Source organism: Streptomyces boluensis, assembly GCF_009908195.1.
GTDB lineage: Bacteria > Actinomycetota > Actinomycetes > Streptomycetales > Streptomycetaceae > Streptomyces > Streptomyces boluensis.
The window spans coordinates 14,394-31,751 of sequence record NZ_JAAAHS010000038.1; the positions used below are offsets into that span (position 1 = coordinate 14,394).

General features: G+C 70.8%; 14 protein-coding genes. 5 read left to right on the top strand and 9 right to left on the bottom strand.

Annotation, left to right across the window (positions count from 1 at the left end; genetic code table 11):
• Positions 1–175: 175 nt before the first annotated feature.
• Positions 176–2,533 carry a transglycosylase domain-containing protein gene (locus GUY60_RS08100; protein WP_161695332.1) on the top strand — a complete coding sequence of 786 codons (2,358 nt, stop codon included), beginning with the start codon at positions 176–178 and terminating at the stop codon, positions 2,531–2,533.
• A gap of 126 nt (positions 2,534–2,659) precedes the next feature.
• Here GUY60_RS08100 and GUY60_RS08105 read toward each other — a convergent pair whose 3' ends face one another.
• From GUY60_RS08105 to GUY60_RS08120, 4 genes are all read right to left on the bottom strand, one after another.
• Positions 2,660–4,810: a SpoIIE family protein phosphatase gene (locus tag GUY60_RS08105; RefSeq protein ID WP_161695334.1), complete on the bottom strand. Its 2,151-nt coding sequence runs from the start codon at positions 4,808–4,810 to the stop codon at positions 2,660–2,662.
• A 77-nt stretch (positions 4,811–4,887) separates the two neighbouring features.
• Positions 4,888–5,562 carry a class I SAM-dependent methyltransferase gene (locus GUY60_RS08110; protein ID WP_161695336.1) on the bottom strand — a complete coding sequence of 225 codons (675 nt, stop codon included), beginning with the start codon at positions 5,560–5,562 and terminating at the stop codon, positions 4,888–4,890.
• 133 nt (positions 5,563–5,695) lie between these two features.
• Positions 5,696–6,385 (bottom strand): cytidylyl-2-hydroxypropylphosphonate hydrolase, encoded by a 690-nt coding sequence (gene fomD, locus GUY60_RS08115; RefSeq protein WP_161695338.1) that lies wholly within the window; start codon positions 6,383–6,385, stop codon positions 5,696–5,698.
• A 204-nt stretch (positions 6,386–6,589) separates the two neighbouring features.
• A complete protein-coding gene (locus tag GUY60_RS08120; protein ID WP_161695340.1) occupies positions 6,590–8,011 on the bottom strand; it encodes a class II fumarate hydratase in 1,422 nt (473 codons plus the stop codon).
• 115 nt (positions 8,012–8,126) lie between these two features.
• Here GUY60_RS08120 and GUY60_RS08125 point away from each other — a divergent pair, with 115 nt between their 5' ends.
• Complete coding sequence (locus tag GUY60_RS08125) at positions 8,127–9,683, top strand: ricin-type beta-trefoil lectin domain protein (protein ID WP_161695342.1); 1,557 nt, start codon at positions 8,127–8,129, stop codon at positions 9,681–9,683.
• Between the two features lie 67 nt (positions 9,684–9,750).
• On the opposite strand, the gene GUY60_RS08130 is transcribed toward GUY60_RS08125, so the two are convergent.
• On the bottom strand, positions 9,751–11,427 hold the full coding sequence (locus GUY60_RS08130; RefSeq protein WP_161695344.1) for a fumarate hydratase: 1,677 nt from the start codon (positions 11,425–11,427) through the stop codon (positions 9,751–9,753).
• 147 nt (positions 11,428–11,574) lie between these two features.
• On the opposite strand from GUY60_RS08130, the gene GUY60_RS08135 reads away from it, so the two are divergent.
• Both GUY60_RS08135 and GUY60_RS08140 read left to right on the top strand, forming a co-directional pair.
• Positions 11,575–12,330, top strand: a complete 756-nt coding sequence (locus tag GUY60_RS08135) for a DUF1707 SHOCT-like domain-containing protein (protein WP_161695346.1) — start codon at positions 11,575–11,577, stop codon at positions 12,328–12,330.
• A gap of 175 nt (positions 12,331–12,505) precedes the next feature.
• On the top strand, positions 12,506–12,946 hold the full coding sequence (locus GUY60_RS08140; RefSeq protein ID WP_376771180.1) for a WhiB family transcriptional regulator: 441 nt from the start codon (positions 12,506–12,508) through the stop codon (positions 12,944–12,946).
• Between the two features lie 162 nt (positions 12,947–13,108).
• Here the strand turns inward: GUY60_RS08140 and glpX are convergent, their stop codons facing one another.
• On the bottom strand, positions 13,109–14,140 hold the full coding sequence (gene glpX, locus GUY60_RS08145; RefSeq protein ID WP_161695350.1) for a class II fructose-bisphosphatase: 1,032 nt from the start codon (positions 14,138–14,140) through the stop codon (positions 13,109–13,111).
• Between the two features lie 171 nt (positions 14,141–14,311).
• Between glpX and GUY60_RS08150 the strand changes: the two genes are divergently transcribed.
• Positions 14,312–14,824 carry a DUF4245 domain-containing protein gene (locus GUY60_RS08150; protein WP_161695351.1) on the top strand — a complete coding sequence of 171 codons (513 nt, stop codon included), beginning with the start codon at positions 14,312–14,314 and terminating at the stop codon, positions 14,822–14,824.
• A gap of 84 nt (positions 14,825–14,908) precedes the next feature.
• Here the strand turns inward: GUY60_RS08150 and GUY60_RS08155 are convergent, their stop codons facing one another.
• The 3 genes from GUY60_RS08155 to xseA form a co-directional block, all read right to left on the bottom strand.
• Complete coding sequence (locus tag GUY60_RS08155) at positions 14,909–15,499, bottom strand: malonic semialdehyde reductase (protein WP_161695352.1); 591 nt, start codon at positions 15,497–15,499, stop codon at positions 14,909–14,911.
• Positions 15,500–15,638: 139 nt separating this feature from the next.
• Complete coding sequence (locus GUY60_RS08160; RefSeq protein WP_161695354.1) at positions 15,639–15,902, bottom strand: exodeoxyribonuclease VII small subunit; 264 nt, start codon at positions 15,900–15,902, stop codon at positions 15,639–15,641.
• A 46-nt stretch (positions 15,903–15,948) separates the two neighbouring features.
• Positions 15,949–17,223 carry an exodeoxyribonuclease VII large subunit gene (gene xseA / locus GUY60_RS08165; RefSeq protein WP_161695356.1) on the bottom strand — a complete coding sequence of 425 codons (1,275 nt, stop codon included), beginning with the start codon at positions 17,221–17,223 and terminating at the stop codon, positions 15,949–15,951.
• Positions 17,224–17,358: the final 135 nt, after the last annotated feature.

A 17,358-nucleotide genomic window follows, 5' to 3' on the forward strand; every position in this document is an offset into this window, starting at 1 on the left:
AACCCTCCACACACTTCGTGGGCAACCCTTCGCCGCCGCGGGGAGTCGGTTCCCATGGGGCAGGTGCTGATTGTCACGTCCGGAAAAGGCCGGATCGGCAGGCGTTTGTCCGCATGGCCGGTGTTAGCTTCTTGAGCTGACCCGGGGGAGCCGAACTGACTGGAGCGACGGAGCAATGGGCCGAGCGGAAGCGAGACGAGCGCGGCAGCGCGGCGGGACCCGCCGGGTGGCGGCGCGGTCGCAGTCCGATGGCATACGCCCCCGTGGCGCCCGCCGGGCGGCGAAGGGCCGTGGCGGCAAGCGCCGTCTCTTCACCTGGAAGCGGGTCATAGGCACCCTCTTCGGACTCTGCCTGCTGGCGATGGGCGCCTTCGTGGCCCTGTACATATTCGTGCCGGTGCCCCCGGCCAACGCCCAGGCGGAACAGCAGAGCAACGTCTACAAGTACGCCGACGGCAAGCTCATCACCCGTACCGGCGAAGTGAACCGCGAGATCGTCGGCCTGGACCGGGTGCCCAAGGAGGTCCAGCAAACCTTCGTCGCCGCCGAGAACAAGACGTTCTACAAGGACCAGGGCGTCGACATCAAGGGCACCGCACGCGGAGTCGTCAACACCCTTACGGGCAAGGGCAAGCAGGGTGGTTCGACCATCACCCAGCAGTACGTCAAGAACTTCTATCTCAACCAGGACCAGACGGTCACCCGCAAGCTCAAGGAGCTGGTGATCTCCCTGAAGGTGGACGGCAAGTACTCCAAGAAGGAGATCCTCGCCGGCTACATCAACACCAGCTACTACGGCCGCGGCGCCTACGGCATCCAGGCCGCCGCCCAGGCCTACTACGGCATCGACGCGGAGAAGCTGGACGTCTCGCAGGGCGCGTACCTCGCGGCGCTGCTGCAGGCGCCCAGCCAGTACGACTGGACGTCCGCGTCGGACACCAGCCGCAAGCTGGTCAAGCAGCGCTGGAACTACGTACTCGACAACATGGTCGAGCAGAAGTGGCTCGACGCGGGCAAGCGGGCCGGCCTGAAGTTCGACGTGCCGGAGAAGCCCAAGGCGGAGGCCGGACGGGCCGGGCAGGCCGGGTACCTGGTGGACGCCGCCGACGACCAGATCGTGGCGGAGCTGGAGCGGCGCGGCGACACCAGGGAGGACGCCATCGCCAAGGTGAAGGCGGGCGGCTGGACCGTCACCCTGAACGTCCAGTCCAAGAAGCAGAAGGAACTGAAGAAGGCCGTCGACGCCCAGCTCAACGACAAGCTGGACAGCGACAAGCGCAAGGTCGACGCCGCCGTGCAGGCGGGCGCCGTCTCCGTGGACCCGAAGACCGGCCAGGTCGTCGCGCTCTACGGCGGCGAGGACTACGCGAAGCACTACCTCTCCAACGCCACCCGGCGCGACTACCAGCCGGGCTCCACGTTCAAGCCGGTGATCCTCGCCGCCGCCCTGGAGAACGACGCCCAGACGCAGGAGGGCCAGGCCATCCAGGCGGGCACGGTCTACGACGGCACCAGCGGCCGTCCGGTCGTGGGCGGCGAGAAGGCGTACGCCCCGCCCAACGAGGGCAAGAAGGACTACGGCAACATCACCGTCCAGAAGGCCATGGACAACTCGGTGAACTCGGTGTTCGCGCAGATGGGCGCCGACGTGGGCATGGACCGGGTGGCGCGGACCGCGTCCGACCTGGGCATGCAGAAGATCGCCACCGACCCGGCGATGACGCTCGGCTCGATGGGCGCGAGCCCGATGGACATGGCGGGGGTCTACGCGACCCTCGACAACCACGGCAAGAAGGTCACCCCGTCCATCCTCAGGACGGCCACGCACAAGGACCGCGAGCAGATCAAGCCGGAGCCGCTCGGCGAGCAGGTCGTCCAGCGCGGCACCGCCGACTCCGTGACCTCGGTCCTGCAGGGCGTCGTCAACGACGGCACCGGCTCCGTGGTGGGCTCCGGGCAGTACGCGGGCAAGTACGAGGCCGCGGGCAAGACCGGCACCTCCGACAACAACGTGTCGGCCTGGTTCGCGGGCTACACCCCCGAAATGGTCACCGTGGTCGGCATGTTCGGCGAGGCGCCCGAGGGCGGCGGCGACCTGAAGCGCCCCGACAAGTCACCCGCGAAGGTCGGCGACCACGTCTCGCTGGCCGGGGCCGGCGGCGACGGCAAGATCCACGGCAGTGGCTTCCCGTCCCGGATCTGGGCGGCGTACACCCTGGGCGCCCTGAACGGCGGCTCCGACGCCGAGTTCGACCTCGACACGGACATGGGTACGGGCGTACGCCCGCCCGCCGAGCCGACCACCGAGGCACCCTCCGACGAACCGACGGGCACCCCGTCGGACACGCCGACCTCCGAGGACCCGACGACGGCGCCCCCGACGACGGAGCCGCCGACCAGCTCGGCCCCGCCGACGGACCCGACGGACGACCCGACGATCGAGCCCCCGACCGACGAGCCCTCCGGCTCCTGGGGCATCCCGACGGAACCGAGCGACGGAGGCGACACCCAGAGAAAGCCGGGCCGGGACTAGAGTGGGGTCAAATTCAGCCCGTCCTGGGGGCACCTCCCAGCGGTAGCTGGGGGAGTTTGAGGACGAGCCCGCAGGGCGATCAACGGTGCCCGAGTCGACGGCGAGCTGAACCCTCCAGCCCCCGCCTCAGCCCCGATTCAGCTCGAACCACACCACCTTGCCGGTGGAGAGCCGCGTCGCACCCCAGCGCCGTGCCATCCGGTTGACCAGATACAGCCCGCGCCCGCCCTCGTCGTCGGCCCGCGCCTGCCGCAGCCGGGGCAGTTGCGGCACGTCGTCGCCGACCTCGCAGCGCAGTACGTCGGTACGGAGCAGCCGCAGCGTGATCGGCCGGGACGCGTACCGCACCGCGTTGGTGACGACCTCGCTGACCAACAGCTCCACCGAGTCGGTGAGTTCCTCCAGGTCCCAGCGGGCGAGCGCGCGCCGGGCGAGCCGGCGGGCCCGGCTCGGCGCCGAGTCCTCCGGGTCCAGGTGCCAGTACGCGACGTCGCTGGGCGCGATGCCGTCGAAGCGGGCGGCGAGCAGTGCGATGTCGTCGTCCCGGTCGCCGGGGCCGAGCATGTCCAGGACCTCGTCGCACAGCGCTTCGAGGGGCGGCGAGTGGTCGTGGCCGGTCAACTCGGCGGTGGCGGCGAGCCGTTCGCGGAGCATCTCGATGCCGGTCCACACATCCCGCAGGCGGGACTCGACCAGGCCGTCGGTGTAGAGGAGCAGTGTCGCCCCGGCGGGCGCGTCCAGCTCGACCGCCTCGAAGTCGACGCCGCCGACCCCGATGGGCGCCCCGGCCGGGACCCGCAGGACCTCGGCCCGGCCGCCGATGTGCAGCAGGACGGGCGGCGGGTGGCCCGCGTTGGCGATGGTGATGCGGTGCGCGACCGGGTCGTACACCGCGTACAGGCAGGTCGCCATGCGGTCGGTGCCGAGTCGCTGGGCCTGCTCGTCGAGGTGGTGCAGGACCTCCTGCGGGGGCAGGTCGAGACCGGCGAGGGTCTGCGCGGTGGTGCGGAGCTGCCCCATGATCGCGGCCGAGGTCATGGAGTGGCCCATCACGTCGCCGACGACCAGGGCGACCCGGCTGCCGGGCAGCGGGATCGCGTCGTACCAGTCGCCGCCGACGCGGGCGGTCTCGGCGGCCGGGAGGTAGCGGCTGGCGAGCCGTACGCCGGTGGGCTGCGGCAGGGTCTCGGGCAGCATCGTGCGCTGCAGCTCGTCCGCGATGTACGCCTCGCGGCCGTACAGGACGGCCTTGTCGATGCCGAGCGCGGTGTGCGTGGCGAGCTGGGCGGCGACCAGGAGGTCGTCGGGCTCGAACGCGGGCCGCTCCGGGCGGCGCAGGAACACCGCCGCGCCGATCACCCGGCGCCGGCCCCGCAGCGGGGCGAGGATCGCGCGCCGCCCGGCGGGCAACGCGTGCTCCCCGCCGAGGAGTTCGGGCAGCGCGGCGCGGGCGGCGGGGCTGTCGCCGAACACCGGCCGCACCCCGCGCAGCACCTCGGCGAGCGCGCCGCCGAGCTGTACCTCGCACAGCTCGGCGGCCGGGGAGGGGTCGGGCTGCACGGACAGGGCGGGCAGCAGGCTGCCGCCGTCGGACACGGTGTCGTCGATCTCGTCGGGTATCCGGTCGGTGCGGCGCAGGCGCAGCACAACGGGGCCGACGGGCCGCTCGTCGCCGACCGGCAGCGGGTCGCGGAGGTAGACGAGGATCGCGTCGGAGAACGTCGGCACGGTCGCCCGGCACAGGCCCATGACGATCTCGTCGAGGTCTATGCCGCGGGCGATCCGCCGGGTCGCGGCGCCCACGAAGCGCAGCCGGTCACCACCGCGGCGCTCGGTGTCTGCGTCACTCGGGGGCGGTCCCGGCGGTACCGGAGGCACCGGGGGCACCTCTTCGGGACGGCTGCCGGTACCGGCCGGTTCGCCGCCCGGCTGTACGGGAACTCCGCGCCCGGCACCGGCCTGTGCGCCGGGGCGCGGGCGGTGCGCGTCCGGCGCGGAACTGTCGCCGGGCCCGGTCTTGCGGTGCTCGGCGCCGCCGTCGCCCGGCCCGCCCTGTGCCGGTAAGGCGGCGGCGGTCCTGGCGCGGCCGGGGCGCTCGCCGGACTGCGCGGCGGCCGCGGTCGCGTCCGGCGCCTCCGTACCGTCCCGGGAGTCCGGCGCGTCCGGGCAGTCCGGGGCGTCGGGGGAACGCAGCAGCGCCCCGCGGGGGTCCGCGGGGGAGGCCGGACGGGCAGCTCTTGGCTGCCGGTCCTCGTGGGAGGTGGGGTGCTCCGTCACGCGTTTCGATCCGTCCGTCCGGGGCTGCGCGCTGCGCGCCGTGATGTCGTCGGCGAGGGGGCTGACGTGGATGTGCCTCACGCGCGTCGGCAGTTGAGGAACAGCTGGTGCTCGGGGTCGGCGGTATCGGGCCCGGCCGGGGCGTAGGCGTACGAGTCCTCCCCGGTGATCTCCAGACCCGCGGCGCTCACGACCTGGCGCAATGCGTCTCGCAGGTAACCCGATACCCGGATTGTGTGCCCCAGGAACGGAATTGCCGTGTCGTCGAGGTCGGCCTCGACCATCGACAGCGAGAGCAGGCCACCGGGCCGCAGCAGGGAACGCAGCGTGCGCAGCGCGTGCGGGATCTCCGCACGCGGCAGCATCAGCAGCGTGAAGTAGCAGGTGACAGCGTCGAACTGGCCGAGCCCCGCGGGCCCTTCGGCGGCCAGGGACGCGAGGTCGCGCTGATGGAACTCGGCCTCGGGCACCGCGGCGCGGGCCAGGCCGACCATGGTCCGGGAGAGATCCACGCCGACGACGGTGTGCCCGGCATCGACGAGCAGGCGCGCCGTGGGGTAGCCGGTGCCGCAGCCCACGTCGAGCACCCGGGAGCCGGGCGGCAACGCCTTCGCGAGCGCTGCGACCGCGGCGAGCTGGCCCTCCTTGTGCGGGAAGGCCTCGTCGTACCGGGCACCGATGGCGTCGAAGGCCTCAGCCTGCCCGGCACGGTCCGGGGCGGCTCCGCCGTACCCCTCGTACCCTTCGCTCACGTCCTTGCCGCCCCTCGGTGACGTTCAGTCAAAAGGTCCGAGGACCAGGTCAGTTGTCCTCGCACCCCGCCGCATCTACGCGCCCTTGTGGACGACGATCCTACGTTTGGACCATGGGGGCGCAGCAAGGGTCTCATGGGGACACATGCGCGGGCGTACGATCCCAGTCCACCGGGAGGACCGGCACATTCCATTCCGGATCGGGACGCCAGTGCTCCCAGCCGTCGGTGAACGGCGCCCCCCACGCCTCGATCGACGCGACCGCGGCCCGCCCCGCGGCCCGCACGGTCCGCGCCTTTCCGGCGCTCATCAGGCCGTCGCGCTGGGCCTGGGCGAACTCGTCCTCGTCGTGCCAGCGCCAACTGCGGTCCGGGCGCACGGAGATGTCCAAAAAGTGATCCTCGGAGTCGACCCCGCCGGACCAGCGGGTACGCGGCTCCTCCAGGTTCACGTACCAGCTCCGGAACTTCCATCCGGGCTCCCAGAACAGCCAGACCGACCAGGGCTCACCGGGCCGGGCCAGCTTGAGCACCCCGGTCCCGAACCACCGGTCGCGGTGGACGGCACGCGGTTTGGTGTACCGGGTCTCCAGCGGCTCCTGGTGCACCGGGGTGCCGTCCGCGATCACGGGTTTGACGCATTCCGTACCGGGCGCCAGCCAGACGGCGAGGAGTTCGGGGGTGTCCTGGACGACGGTGACGGGCCGGCAGATGTGGTAGCGCGGAGACGCGTTGTCGCGATACCGCCACAGGACTTGGGCGCCCGGCGCCCAACTCCCGCTCCCACCTGGCCTGTTCCGTGTGATGTTGGTTGTGTCTGCCATGGACAGATGCTAGTGATTCAGCCCGGCTGGGGGTTAAATCCAGCCGGTCCGGCGGACGAGGCCGCAGGCCGAAAATCCAGCCTGTCTGGGGGCACCTCCCGGCCGAAGGCTGGGGGAGTTTGAGGACGAGGCCGCAGGCCGATGGAAGCGGGGTCCGGGGCGGCAGCCCTGGAGGACCGAGCCCCGTACGACCCGCACCTGAACCTAGGGCCGAGTCATCCGCAGAACGTCCAGCGCCTCGTCGAGTTGCTCAACGGTGAGATCGCCCCGCTCGACGTACCCCCCGTCAAGGACAACTTCTCGGATCGTCCGCCGCTCCGCGAGAGAACGCTTGGCAACCTTCGCCGCCTCCTCGTACCCGATGTACTTGTTCAGCGGCGTGACCACGGACGGCGACGACTCCGCGTACTCACGGGCGCGTTCGGCGTTGGCGGTGATGCCGTCGACGGTGCGGTCGGCGAGGAGGCGGGAGGCGTTGGCGAGGAGCCGTACCGACTCCAGGACGTTCTTCGCGAGCACCGGCAGCATCACGTTCAGCTCGAAGTTGCCCGCCGCACCGGCCGTCGTGACGGTCGTGTCGTTGCCGATGACCTGGGCGGCGACCATCAGGACGGCCTCGGGGACCACCGGGTTGACCTTGCCGGGCATGATCGACGAACCGGGCTGCAGATCGGGCAGGTTGATCTCGGCGAGGCCGGTGCGCGGCCCTGAGGCCATCCAGCGCAGGTCGTTGGAGATCTTCGTCAGGCCGACCGCGATCACCCGCAACTGCCCGCTCGTCTCGACCAGGCCGTCCCGCGCGCCCTGCGCCTCGAAGTGGTCGCGTGCCTCGGTGAGCGGCAGGCCGGTGGCGCGGGCGACCTCGGCGATGACGGCGGCCGAGAAGCCGGGCGGCGTGTTGATGCCGGTGCCCACCGCCGTGCCGCCGAGCGGGAGTTCGGCGAGCCGGGGCAGCGCGGACCGCAGCCGCTCCACGCCGTACCGCACCTGCGCCGCGTACCCGCCGAACTCCTGGCCCAGGGTGACCGGGGTGGCGTCCATGAGGTGCGTACGGCCGGACTTGACGACCTCCGCGAACTCGGCGGACTTGCGCTCCAGGGCCTCGGCGAGGTGGTCGAGGGCGGGGATCAGGTCGCGGGTGACGGCGGCGGTCGCGGCGATGTGGATGGACGAGGGGAAGACGTCGTTGGACGACTGGGAGGCGTTCACATGGTCGTTGGGGTGGACCTCGGCGCCCAGGCGTTCCGTGGCGAGGGTCGCGATCACCTCGTTGGTGTTCATGTTGGACGAGGTGCCCGAGCCGGTCTGGAACACGTCGACCGGGAAGTGCGCGTCCCAGCGGCCCTCGGCGACCTCGGCGGCCGCGTCCTCGATGGCCCGCGCGCGGTCCGCGTCGAGCACGCCGAGCTCGGCGTTGACCTTCGCGGCCGCGCCCTTGATCCGGGCCAGGGCCTCGATGTGGGCGCGTTCCAGGTGCTGCCCGGAGATCGGGAAGTTCTCCACGGCGCGCTGGGTCTGCGCGCGCCACTTGGCGTGCGCGGGCACCCGTACCTCGCCCATGGAGTCGTGCTCGACGCGGTAACCGCCGTCGTCCGTCGCGCCGTTCGCCGTCTGGTCGGCTCTCATGTCCTTCGCCTCCGAAGTCGTTGCGAAAAGGTGAGCGCTTGTCTTGTTCGGCGTATTCCCAATCCGTCTACCGGCGAGTAAATACCGGGGGTAACAGCGATCCTCGGGAGGCACCGTGCACCGCACGCAGCGCACAAGACCCAGGCTCACCGGCTTACGGCGTACCGCCATCGCCCTCTCGGCGGCAGCGGTGGCCCTGGTCGGGCTCAACGCTCCCGCAGTCCAGGCCGCACCGTCGGCCGCCACGCCCTCAGGGGGCACTGGACTTGCCAGCACCCCCCTGCCGCCCGAACTGGAGAAGATCCGGGCGGCCGAGGCTACTGCCCTCTACGGCGACGCGGCCGAACGCCCGCTCGCCGAGCGCAAGTCGGCCCTGATCTCGCTCGGCGACAGCGAGATCTCCGGCGAGGGCGTCGGCACGTACGAGCCGCCCACCAACGGCCCCGACAACTGGTGCCACCGCTCGGCCGACGCGGCCATCCACAAGACCGCCATCCCCACCGACGTGACCTACAACGTCTCCTGCTCCGGCGCCTACACCGGCAACATCAAGATCGGCGGCAGCAAGCAGTACGCCGACGAGCTGGTCCAGAGCGACAACCTCGCGGTCAAGGCCCGCAACACGAAGATCAAGATGGTGCTGCTCGTCGCGGGCGCCAACGACGACCTCCAGTTCGGCCCGGTCATGACCGACTGCGTCACGCGCTACCTGCTCTCCCAAGGAGCCTGCGAGCCCAAGTACGACGGCGGCTGGCAGTCCCGCGTCGACGCCCTCGTGCCCAAGGTCGAGCAGACCGTGAACGACCTGCGCACGACCATGCGTGGCGCCGGGTATGCGGACGGCGACTACAAGCTCGTCCTCATGGGCTACCCGAGCCCCATCGGCCCCGACTTCTACGACAACCCCAGCTTCCCCGGCAAGCTCAGCTGCGGCGGCCTGGGCTACGACTCCGACACCAAGTGGGGCCGTAACGTCGCCGTTCCCGCCTTCGAGCGCGGCATGCGGAAGGCGGCTCAGGACACCGGGGCCACCTACCTCGACAACTCCCGCCTCTTCCACGGCCATGAGGTCTGTATGGAGGACACCTGGGCCCGCGGCGCGTTCATCGACGTCTCCAAGCCCGGCCCGCCGGACGAGAACTCGCTGCGCCAGTCCTTCCACCCCAACGCGCGCGGCCACGCCGCCTTCGCCTCCTGTCTCACCCAGCTCTACAACTCCGGCCTCAAGGAGGCCAGTTGCGCCGACGTCAACTCGACCGGCAAGCCCACCCTGTTCCCGGTCGCCTGGGACGACGTCTACAAGCCGCTGAAGAACGGCGCCACCGGCAACTGCATGGACGTCGACAGCTCCGTCAGCTCCAACGGCACCCGCGTCCTCGGCTGGGACTGCACGGGCACCCGCAACCAGACCTGGTGGTACGACTCGGCCCGCCAGACCGTCATGACCGGCCTCACCCAGGACCGCTGCCTGGACACCGGTGACGCCACCTACCAGGCCGGTGCGGGCATGGTCGTCTGGAACTGCCACGGCGGCCGGCACCAGAAGTTCGTCCGTGACGGCTCCACCCTGAGGCCCGCCGCGGCGACGGGCATGTGCCTGACGCAGTCGGCCGCCAAGTCGCAGATCCGGCTCCAGAAGTGCGACGGCTCGGCGAGCCAGAAGTTCGCCTGATGACGAACGGGCGCCGTACGGACCGCAGTTGGTCCGTACGGCGCCCGCTCAGCGCGTTCTGACGTACTTACGCGAGACCGGGACCCCGTACCGGGATCGACGTGAACGTCGGCTCCGGCGCCGGGTTCTGGAAGAAGTCGTTGCCCTTGTCGTCCACGACGACGAACGCCGGGAAGTCCTCGACCTCGATCTTCCAGACCGCCTCCATGCCGAGCTCCTCGTACTCGACGACCTCGACCTTCTTGATGCAGTCCTGCGCGAGGCGCGCGGCCGGGCCGCCGATGGAGCCGAGGTAGAAGCCGCCGTGCGCGTCGCACGCGTCGGTGACCTGCTTGGACCGGTTGCCCTTGGCGAGCATCACCATCGAGCCGCCCGCCGCCTGGAACTGCTCCACGTAGCTGTCCATGCGCCCGGCCGTCGTCGGACCGAACGAACCGGACGCGTAACCCTCGGGGGTCTTCGCCGGGCCCGCGTAGTAGACCGGGTGGTCCTTCAGGTACTGCGGCATGTCCTCGCCGGCGTCGAGCCGCGCCTTGATCCTGGCGTGCGCGATGTCGCGGGCCACGACCAGCGAACCGTTCAGCGAGAGCCGGGTCTTGACCGGGTACTTGGTCAGCTCGGCGAGGATCGCGTCCATCGGCTGGTTGAGGTCGATCTCCACGACGTCGGACGCCTCGTCGAGGTGCTCGTCGGTGGTCTCGGGCAGGAACCGCGCCGGGTCCGTCTCCAGCTGCTCCAGGAAGACGCCCTCGGCGGTGATCTTCGCGGTGGCCTGGCGGTCCGCGGAGCAGGACACGGCGATGGCGACCGGGCAGGAGGCGCCGTGCCGGGGCAGGCGCACCACACGCACGTCGTGGCAGAAGTACTTGCCGCCGAACTGCGCGCCGATGCCGATCTTCTGCGTCAGCTCGAAGACCTTCTCCTCAAGCTCCTTGTCCCGGAAACCGTGGCCGAGCTCGGAGCCCTCGGCGGGGATCTCGTCGAGGTAGTGCGCGGAGGCGTACTTGGCGGTCTTCAGCGCGTACTCGGCGGACGTGCCGCCGACGACGATGGCGAGGTGGTACGGCGGGCAGGCCGCGGTCCCGAGGGACCGGATCTTCTCCTCCAGGAACTTCATCATGGAGGCCTCGTTCAGGACGGCCTTCGTCTCCTGGTAGAGGAACGACTTGTTGGCCGAGCCGCCGCCCTTCGCCATGAAGAGGAACTTGTAGGCGCCGCCGTCGGTCGCGTACAGCTCGATCTGCGCGGGCAGGTTCGAGCCGGTGTTCTTCTCGTCCCACATGTTCAGCGGGGCCATCTGCGAGTAGCGCAGGTTCAGGTTCTGGTACGCGTCGTAGATGCCCTTGGAGAGCGACTTCTCGTCCTCGCCGGTGGTCAGCACGTTCTGGCCGCGCTTGCCCATGACGATCGCGGTGCCGGTGTCCTGGCACATGGGGAGCACGCCGGCGGCGGCGATGTTCGCGTTCTTCAGCAGGTCGAGCGCCACGAACTTGTCGTTGCCCGACGCCTCCGGGTCGTCGACGATGCGGCGCAGCTGCGCGAGGTGGGCCGGGCGCAGGTAGTGCTGGATGTCGTGGATGGCCTCCTCGGCGAGCTTGCGCAGCGCCTCGGGCTCGACCTTGAGGAACGTCCGCCCGTCGGCCTCGAAGGTGGAGACACCCTCGGAGGTCACCAGGCGGTACGGCGTGGTGTCCTCGCCCTGGGGGAGCAGATCCGTGTACGCGAACTCAGGCATCTCGCCCATTCCTCACTCGACAGCAGCGGCCAGGCCTCCCTTGGCCCGGCGCCCTCCAGGGTAGGACCTGCTGCCGCCGCCGTACTTGTGAGGTAAGGCTCAGTTGGTCCGCTCACGGGGTAGTCGCGATCTATCGCGTCTGGGTACGCTGGCGCGGTGGACCTCGAAAAGCGCCCCCAGACGCCGGAAGCGAGCCCGACGACAGCCCCCGACGAGCCGCGTGACGCGCCGCCGCAGGCGCGGGAGACTCCGGTCGCTCCGGTCGCGGAGCTGCGCGCCTCGGACGCCGACCGTGACCGCACCGCGGACATCCTGCGCGAGGCGCTCGCCGAGGGCCGGCTCACCGCGGAGGAACACGCCGAGCGCATCGACGGGGTGTACCTCGCGAAGACCGTCGCCGAACTGGAGCCGTACGTAAGGGACTTGCCCGGAGCGCACGACGATCGCGACCCGGCCGCCGCGGCGCACTCCGGTGCGCCCCTGCCCGGCGAGGTCCCGGTGGGGCCGGACGAGAACCTGGTCGCGGTCTTCAGCAGCTCCACCCGTAAGGGCCGCTGGCGCGTGGGCCGCAGGACGCATGCGTACGCGGTCTTCGGCCGGGTCGAGATCGACCTGACCGAGGCGATCTTCGAGCACCAGCACGTGGTGATCAAAGTGGTGTCGATCTTCGGGAACATCGAGGTCAGGGTCCCGGAGAACGTCACGCTGCGCGGCACGGGCAGCGGTGTCTTCGGCAACTTCGAGGTGGACACCGCGGAGTCCGGCGACAGTCAGGCGCCCGTGGTCTTCGTCGACGGCTTCTCGGTCTTCGGCAACATCGAGGCGAAGCCGAAGCGCGGAAAGTTCATCGAGGACCTCCACAAATACGTCGGCAGATACACGGCGAAGCACCTCCGCAAGCACCTCGGCTGACCGGCCCTTCAAGGGACCCCTCAAGGGACCCCTTAAGGGGTCAACGGCGGCGGGGTGTACGGAAGTTGGGGACGACTCTCCGGTCTTCGGAACTCAGTGCATAGGGCCGCGTACAGCGGGTAGGGACTGCTGCATCGTCTCTTCTCGCTCGCGAAGCCGTCGTCAGGAGTAGACCGTGCCGCTTTCGCCGCATCAGTCCCTGCAGGTTGCCGTCGATCCGGCCGCTGGGACATCCCCTGCACGAGCGCAGCCGAGTGCATGGGGCAGGGTGCCGACGCAACGCCAGAACGTCGAGGACGCTCCGCCACGGGACCAGGACGTCCCCTGGCACTCCGACGCGGTCTGCCGCCGGGACGAGGCGGGCCTGTTCTTCGCCCCGTCCAAGGAGCCGACCGCCGCGCGGCTCTCCCGCGAGGAGGCCGCCAAGCGGGTCTGCGCCCGCTGTCCCGTGATGGTCGAGTGCCGCGAACACGCCCTGCTGCAGCCCGAGCCGTACGGCGTGTGGGGCGGGCTCACCGCCGCCGAGCGCCGGGTCGTCCTGGCCCGCCGCAGGCGCCGCGAACTGGAACTGAAGAAGGCCGCACGGGCGGCCGACCCCATCGCCGCCGCCGGCTGAGCGCACGGGCCCGTACGGAAACGGGCCCGTACGGCAACGGCGCGTACGGAAACGGGTGCGTACGGAAACGGGTGCGTACGGAACGACAGCGGGGCACCCCTCCGCACAAGGGGCACCCCGAAGTCGTCGTGTACGCGGCCGCGAACGCGACCGGCGGGCAGGCTACTTGGCGCGGTCGAAGTCGATCGCGCTGTAGGCCCGCAGCTTCTCCAGGCGGTGCGTGGAGTCGATCTGCCGGATCGTGCCGGACTTCGAGCGCATCACCAGGGACTGGGTGGTCGCGGTCTCGGCGCGGTAGCGCACCCCGCGAAGAAGCTCGCCGTCGGTGATGCCGGTGGCGACGAAGAACACGTTGTCGCCGGAGACCAGGTCGTTGGTGTAGAGCACACGGTCCAGGTCGTGCCCGGCCTCCAGGGCGTGCTGCTTCTCCGCCTCGTCCTTGGGCCAGAGCTTGCCCTGGATGGTGCCGCCCAGGCACTTGATGGCGCAGGCCGAGATGATGCCCTCGGGCGTACCGCCCACGCCCATCAGCAGGTCGACGCCGGTGCCCTCGCGGACCGCCATGATCGAACCGGCCACGTCGCCGTCCGAGATGAACTTGATCCGGGCGCCCGTCTCGCGGATCTCCTTGACGATGCCCTCGTGTCGCGGCCGGTCCAGGATCACGACCGTGACGTCCTCGGGCGCGGACTTCTTGGCCTTGGCGACCCGGCGGATGTTCACCGAGACCGGGGCGTTGATGTCCACGTAGTCCGCGGCCTCCGGGCCGGTGACCAGCTTGTCCATGTAGAACACCGCGGACGGGTCGAACATGGTGCCGCGGTCGGCGGCGGCGAGCACGGCGATCGCGTTCGGCATGCCCTTGGCGTTCAGGGTGGTGCCGTCGATCGGGTCGACCGCGATGTCCACCTCGGCCCCGGTGCCGTCGCCGATCCGCTCCCCGTTGAAGAGCATCGGGGCTTCGTCCTTCTCGCCCTCACCGATGACGACGATGCCGTTCATGGAGACGGTGGAGACAAGGGCGCGCATCGCGCGCACGGCGGCGCCGTCGGCACCGTTCTTGTCGCCACGGCCGACCCAGCGCCCGGCGGCCATGGCTGCGGCCTCGGTCACGCGGACCAGTTCCAGCGCGAGGTTGCGGTCGGGGGCCTCGGGAGAGACCTCCAGTTCGGACGGCAAGTGATGCTCGGACATCGGAGCGCACCTTTCTGATACGACCAGCAGGCCGCGCCCGAAGTGCCGAAGGGCGGTGGCGGGGTCGGGTGAGCGGCCGGTGAGGGTGTGCTTCGCACTCTATCCGGAGCCCGACAAAATGAGCAGAGGCCCCCACGCATGAGCAGAGCGAGCACCTGCGACGATGGGGGCGTGGCAGGAACGAAAGGCACGAAGACGATCCGGGACATGGTGCTGTCCCTCGCGGTGATCGGCGCGGTGGTGGCGTGCATCTACGTCTTCATCCCGCACGACGAGACCGCGACCCCCGTCAAGCGGGTGAACTACGACGTGGAGCTGGCGACGGCCAAGCGCGCGGCCGCGTACCCGGTGCTCGCCCCGAAGGGCCTCACCGAGGAGTGGAAGCCGACGACCGTGCGGTTCAACGGCGCCGAGCGGGACCACTGGCACCTGGGCTTCCAGACGCCGGGCGAGAAGTACGTCGCCGTCGAGCAGTCCACCGAGAAGGCCGCGGTCTTCGTCGACCAGGTCACCCGGGGCGCCGAGGAGACCGGCAAGAGCCAGCAGATCGGTGCCGACACCTGGACGCGGTACGAGGGCCCGACGTACGACGCCCTCGTGCGCACCGACAAGGGCGCCACGACGGTGATCACCGGCTCCGCCTCGTTCAAGGAACTCGCGCAGATGGCACAGGCGCTGAAGTAGCGCCTCCCGCGCCACCTGATGGACATGCGAAAGGCCCCCGGCGATCTCGCCGGGGGCCTTCGCGTAGCTGTGAAGTGAGAGGGCTCAGACCGTGCTGACGACCTCGTCGTAGGCGAGGCGCGGCAGGCGCGGGAACCAGGCGTCGTCGCCGGGCTTGCCGATGTTGACCACCATCAGCGGGGTGTGGTCGTCGTCCAGGAACTCCTTCTGCACACCGGCGAAGTCGAAGCCGGTCATCGGGCCCGCGGCGAGCCCGGCGGCGCGCACGCCGACGATGAAGTACGCGGCCTGCAGCGCGCCGTTGAGCGTGGCGGCCTGCTCACGCACCGGGCGCTCGGCGAAGAAGGCGTCCTTGATGCCGGGGGCGTGCGGGACGAGCTTCGGCAGCTCCTCGTGGAACTCGTTGTCCACGGAGAGGATCGCGACCAGCGGGGCGGCCTCGGTCTTCGGGCGGTTGCCCTCCGCCATGTGCGAGACGAGGCGCTCGCGGGCCTCGGCGGAGCGGACCAGGGTGACGCGCAGCGGGGTCTGGTTGAACGCCGTCGGGCCGTACTTGACCAGGTCGTAGATCGCCTGGATCTGCTCGTCGGTGACCGGCTCGTCGGTGAAGGTGTTGGCGGTGCGGGCCTCGCGGAAGAGGAGGTCCTGGGCGGCGGCGTCGAGGCTGAGGGACATGCGGGCAACCTTCTCGAGACGATCAGTGGAACGGGCTTGCGGCACTGACGTTACGCCCATTCGGTTTAAGGTTCAACAAAAACGGGTGCAGCGTGATCGGCTTCACAACTGCGATGACCCCCGCCACGCGCGTACCGGATCAGCGGGCCTGCTGCTCCACCCCGTCGTCCGCGCCGCCCTCGCCGTCCTCGCTCGCGAGCGCCGCGTCGAGCCGGGCCCGCGCGCCGTCGAGCCAGCGCCGGCACACCTTGGCCAGCTCCTCGCCGCGCTCCCACAGCGCGAGCGACTCCTCGAGCGACGTGCCGCCCGCCTCCAGGCGCCGCACCACGTCGATCAACTCGTCCCGCGCCTGCTCGTAGCCGAGCGCGCCGTCGGTCGCGGTCCCGGTACCCGTACTGCTCATGTGCTCCACCCTAGATTTCCGTTACGAAGAAGACGTTGCGGCGGTGCTACGGGCTCGTGCCGCCCGCCGGTTCCTGGACCTCGGGGTCCGCGCCCGGCGCGGGTGCCGGGCCCGCCCCGGTCACCTCGACCGCGAACTCGCCGCCCGACACCCGGGCCCGCAGCGCCTCGCCCGCGGTGACCTCGTCCGGGGCGCGGACCACATGGCCGTCGGGGCGCTGCAGCACCGCGTACCCCCGCTGGAGCGTGGCCGCGGGGGAGAGGGCCACCACGCGCGCGTGCGTGTGGGTCAGCTCCGAGTCGGCGCGGTCCAGGAGGTGCCCGAGGGTGCGGCGGCTCCGCTCCGACAGGGCCGTGACCTGCTCGTCCCGGTCGTCGATCATCCGGTGCGGATGCGCCATCGAGGGCCGCGACATCGCCACGTCCAGGCCGCGCTCCTCCCGCTCCAGGTGTATGCCCACCGCGCGCCGCGCCCGGTCCTGGAGCAGCCGCACCCGGTCGTACTCCTCGCCCACGTCCGGCACGACCTTCTTCGCCGCGTCCGTCGGCGTGGACGCGCGCAGGTCCGCGACCAGGTCGAGCAGCGGTGAGTCCGGCTCGTGCCCGATAGCCGACACCACCGGCGTACGGCACGAGGCCACCGCGCGGACCAACTGCTCGTCGGAGAACGGCAACAGGTCCTCCACGCTGCCGCCGCCGCGCGCCACGACGATCACGTCCACGCCCTCGTGCTCGTCCAGCTCCTTGACCGCCTGCACCACCTGCGGCACGGCGTGCACGCCCTGCACCGGTACGTTCCGCACCTCGAAGCGGACGGCGGGCCAGCGGTGTCTGGCGTTCTCCAGGACGTCCCGCTCGGCGGCCGAGGCGCGTCCGCACACGAGCCCGATGAGCTGCGGCAGGAACGGCAGCGGCCGCTTCCGCTCGGCCGCGAACAGCCCCTCGCTCGCCAGCGACTTCTTCAACTGCTCCAGCCTGGCCAGCAGTTCACCCACGCCGACCGGCTTGATCTCGGCGGCGCGCAACGACAGCTGGCCCCGCGGTGCGTACCACTCGGGCTTCGCGTGCACCACCACGCGGGCGCCCTCGGAGACGATGTCGGCCACCGCGTCGAACGTCTGGCGGTAGCACGTCACCGCGACCGAGATGTCGTGCGAGGGGTCGCGCAGGGTCAGGAAGACCACCCCGGCGCCCGGCCTCCGGTTCAACTGCGTGATCTGCCCCTCGACCCACACCGCGCCGAGCCGGTCGATCCACCGGCCGATGAGCCGCGAGACCTCGCCGACGGGCAGCGGGGCTTCGGGGGAGGTGTTCAGAGCCATGAGGGGGAGCGTAGTCGCCCGCACTGACACCGCTGACGGGCAAGCCTCGCCCGGCTGAATCCAGCCCGTCCGGCGCTTGAGGACGAGCGCGGAGCGCGACAGAACGGCGCCGCAGGCTTTCGGGAAGGGGCGGGG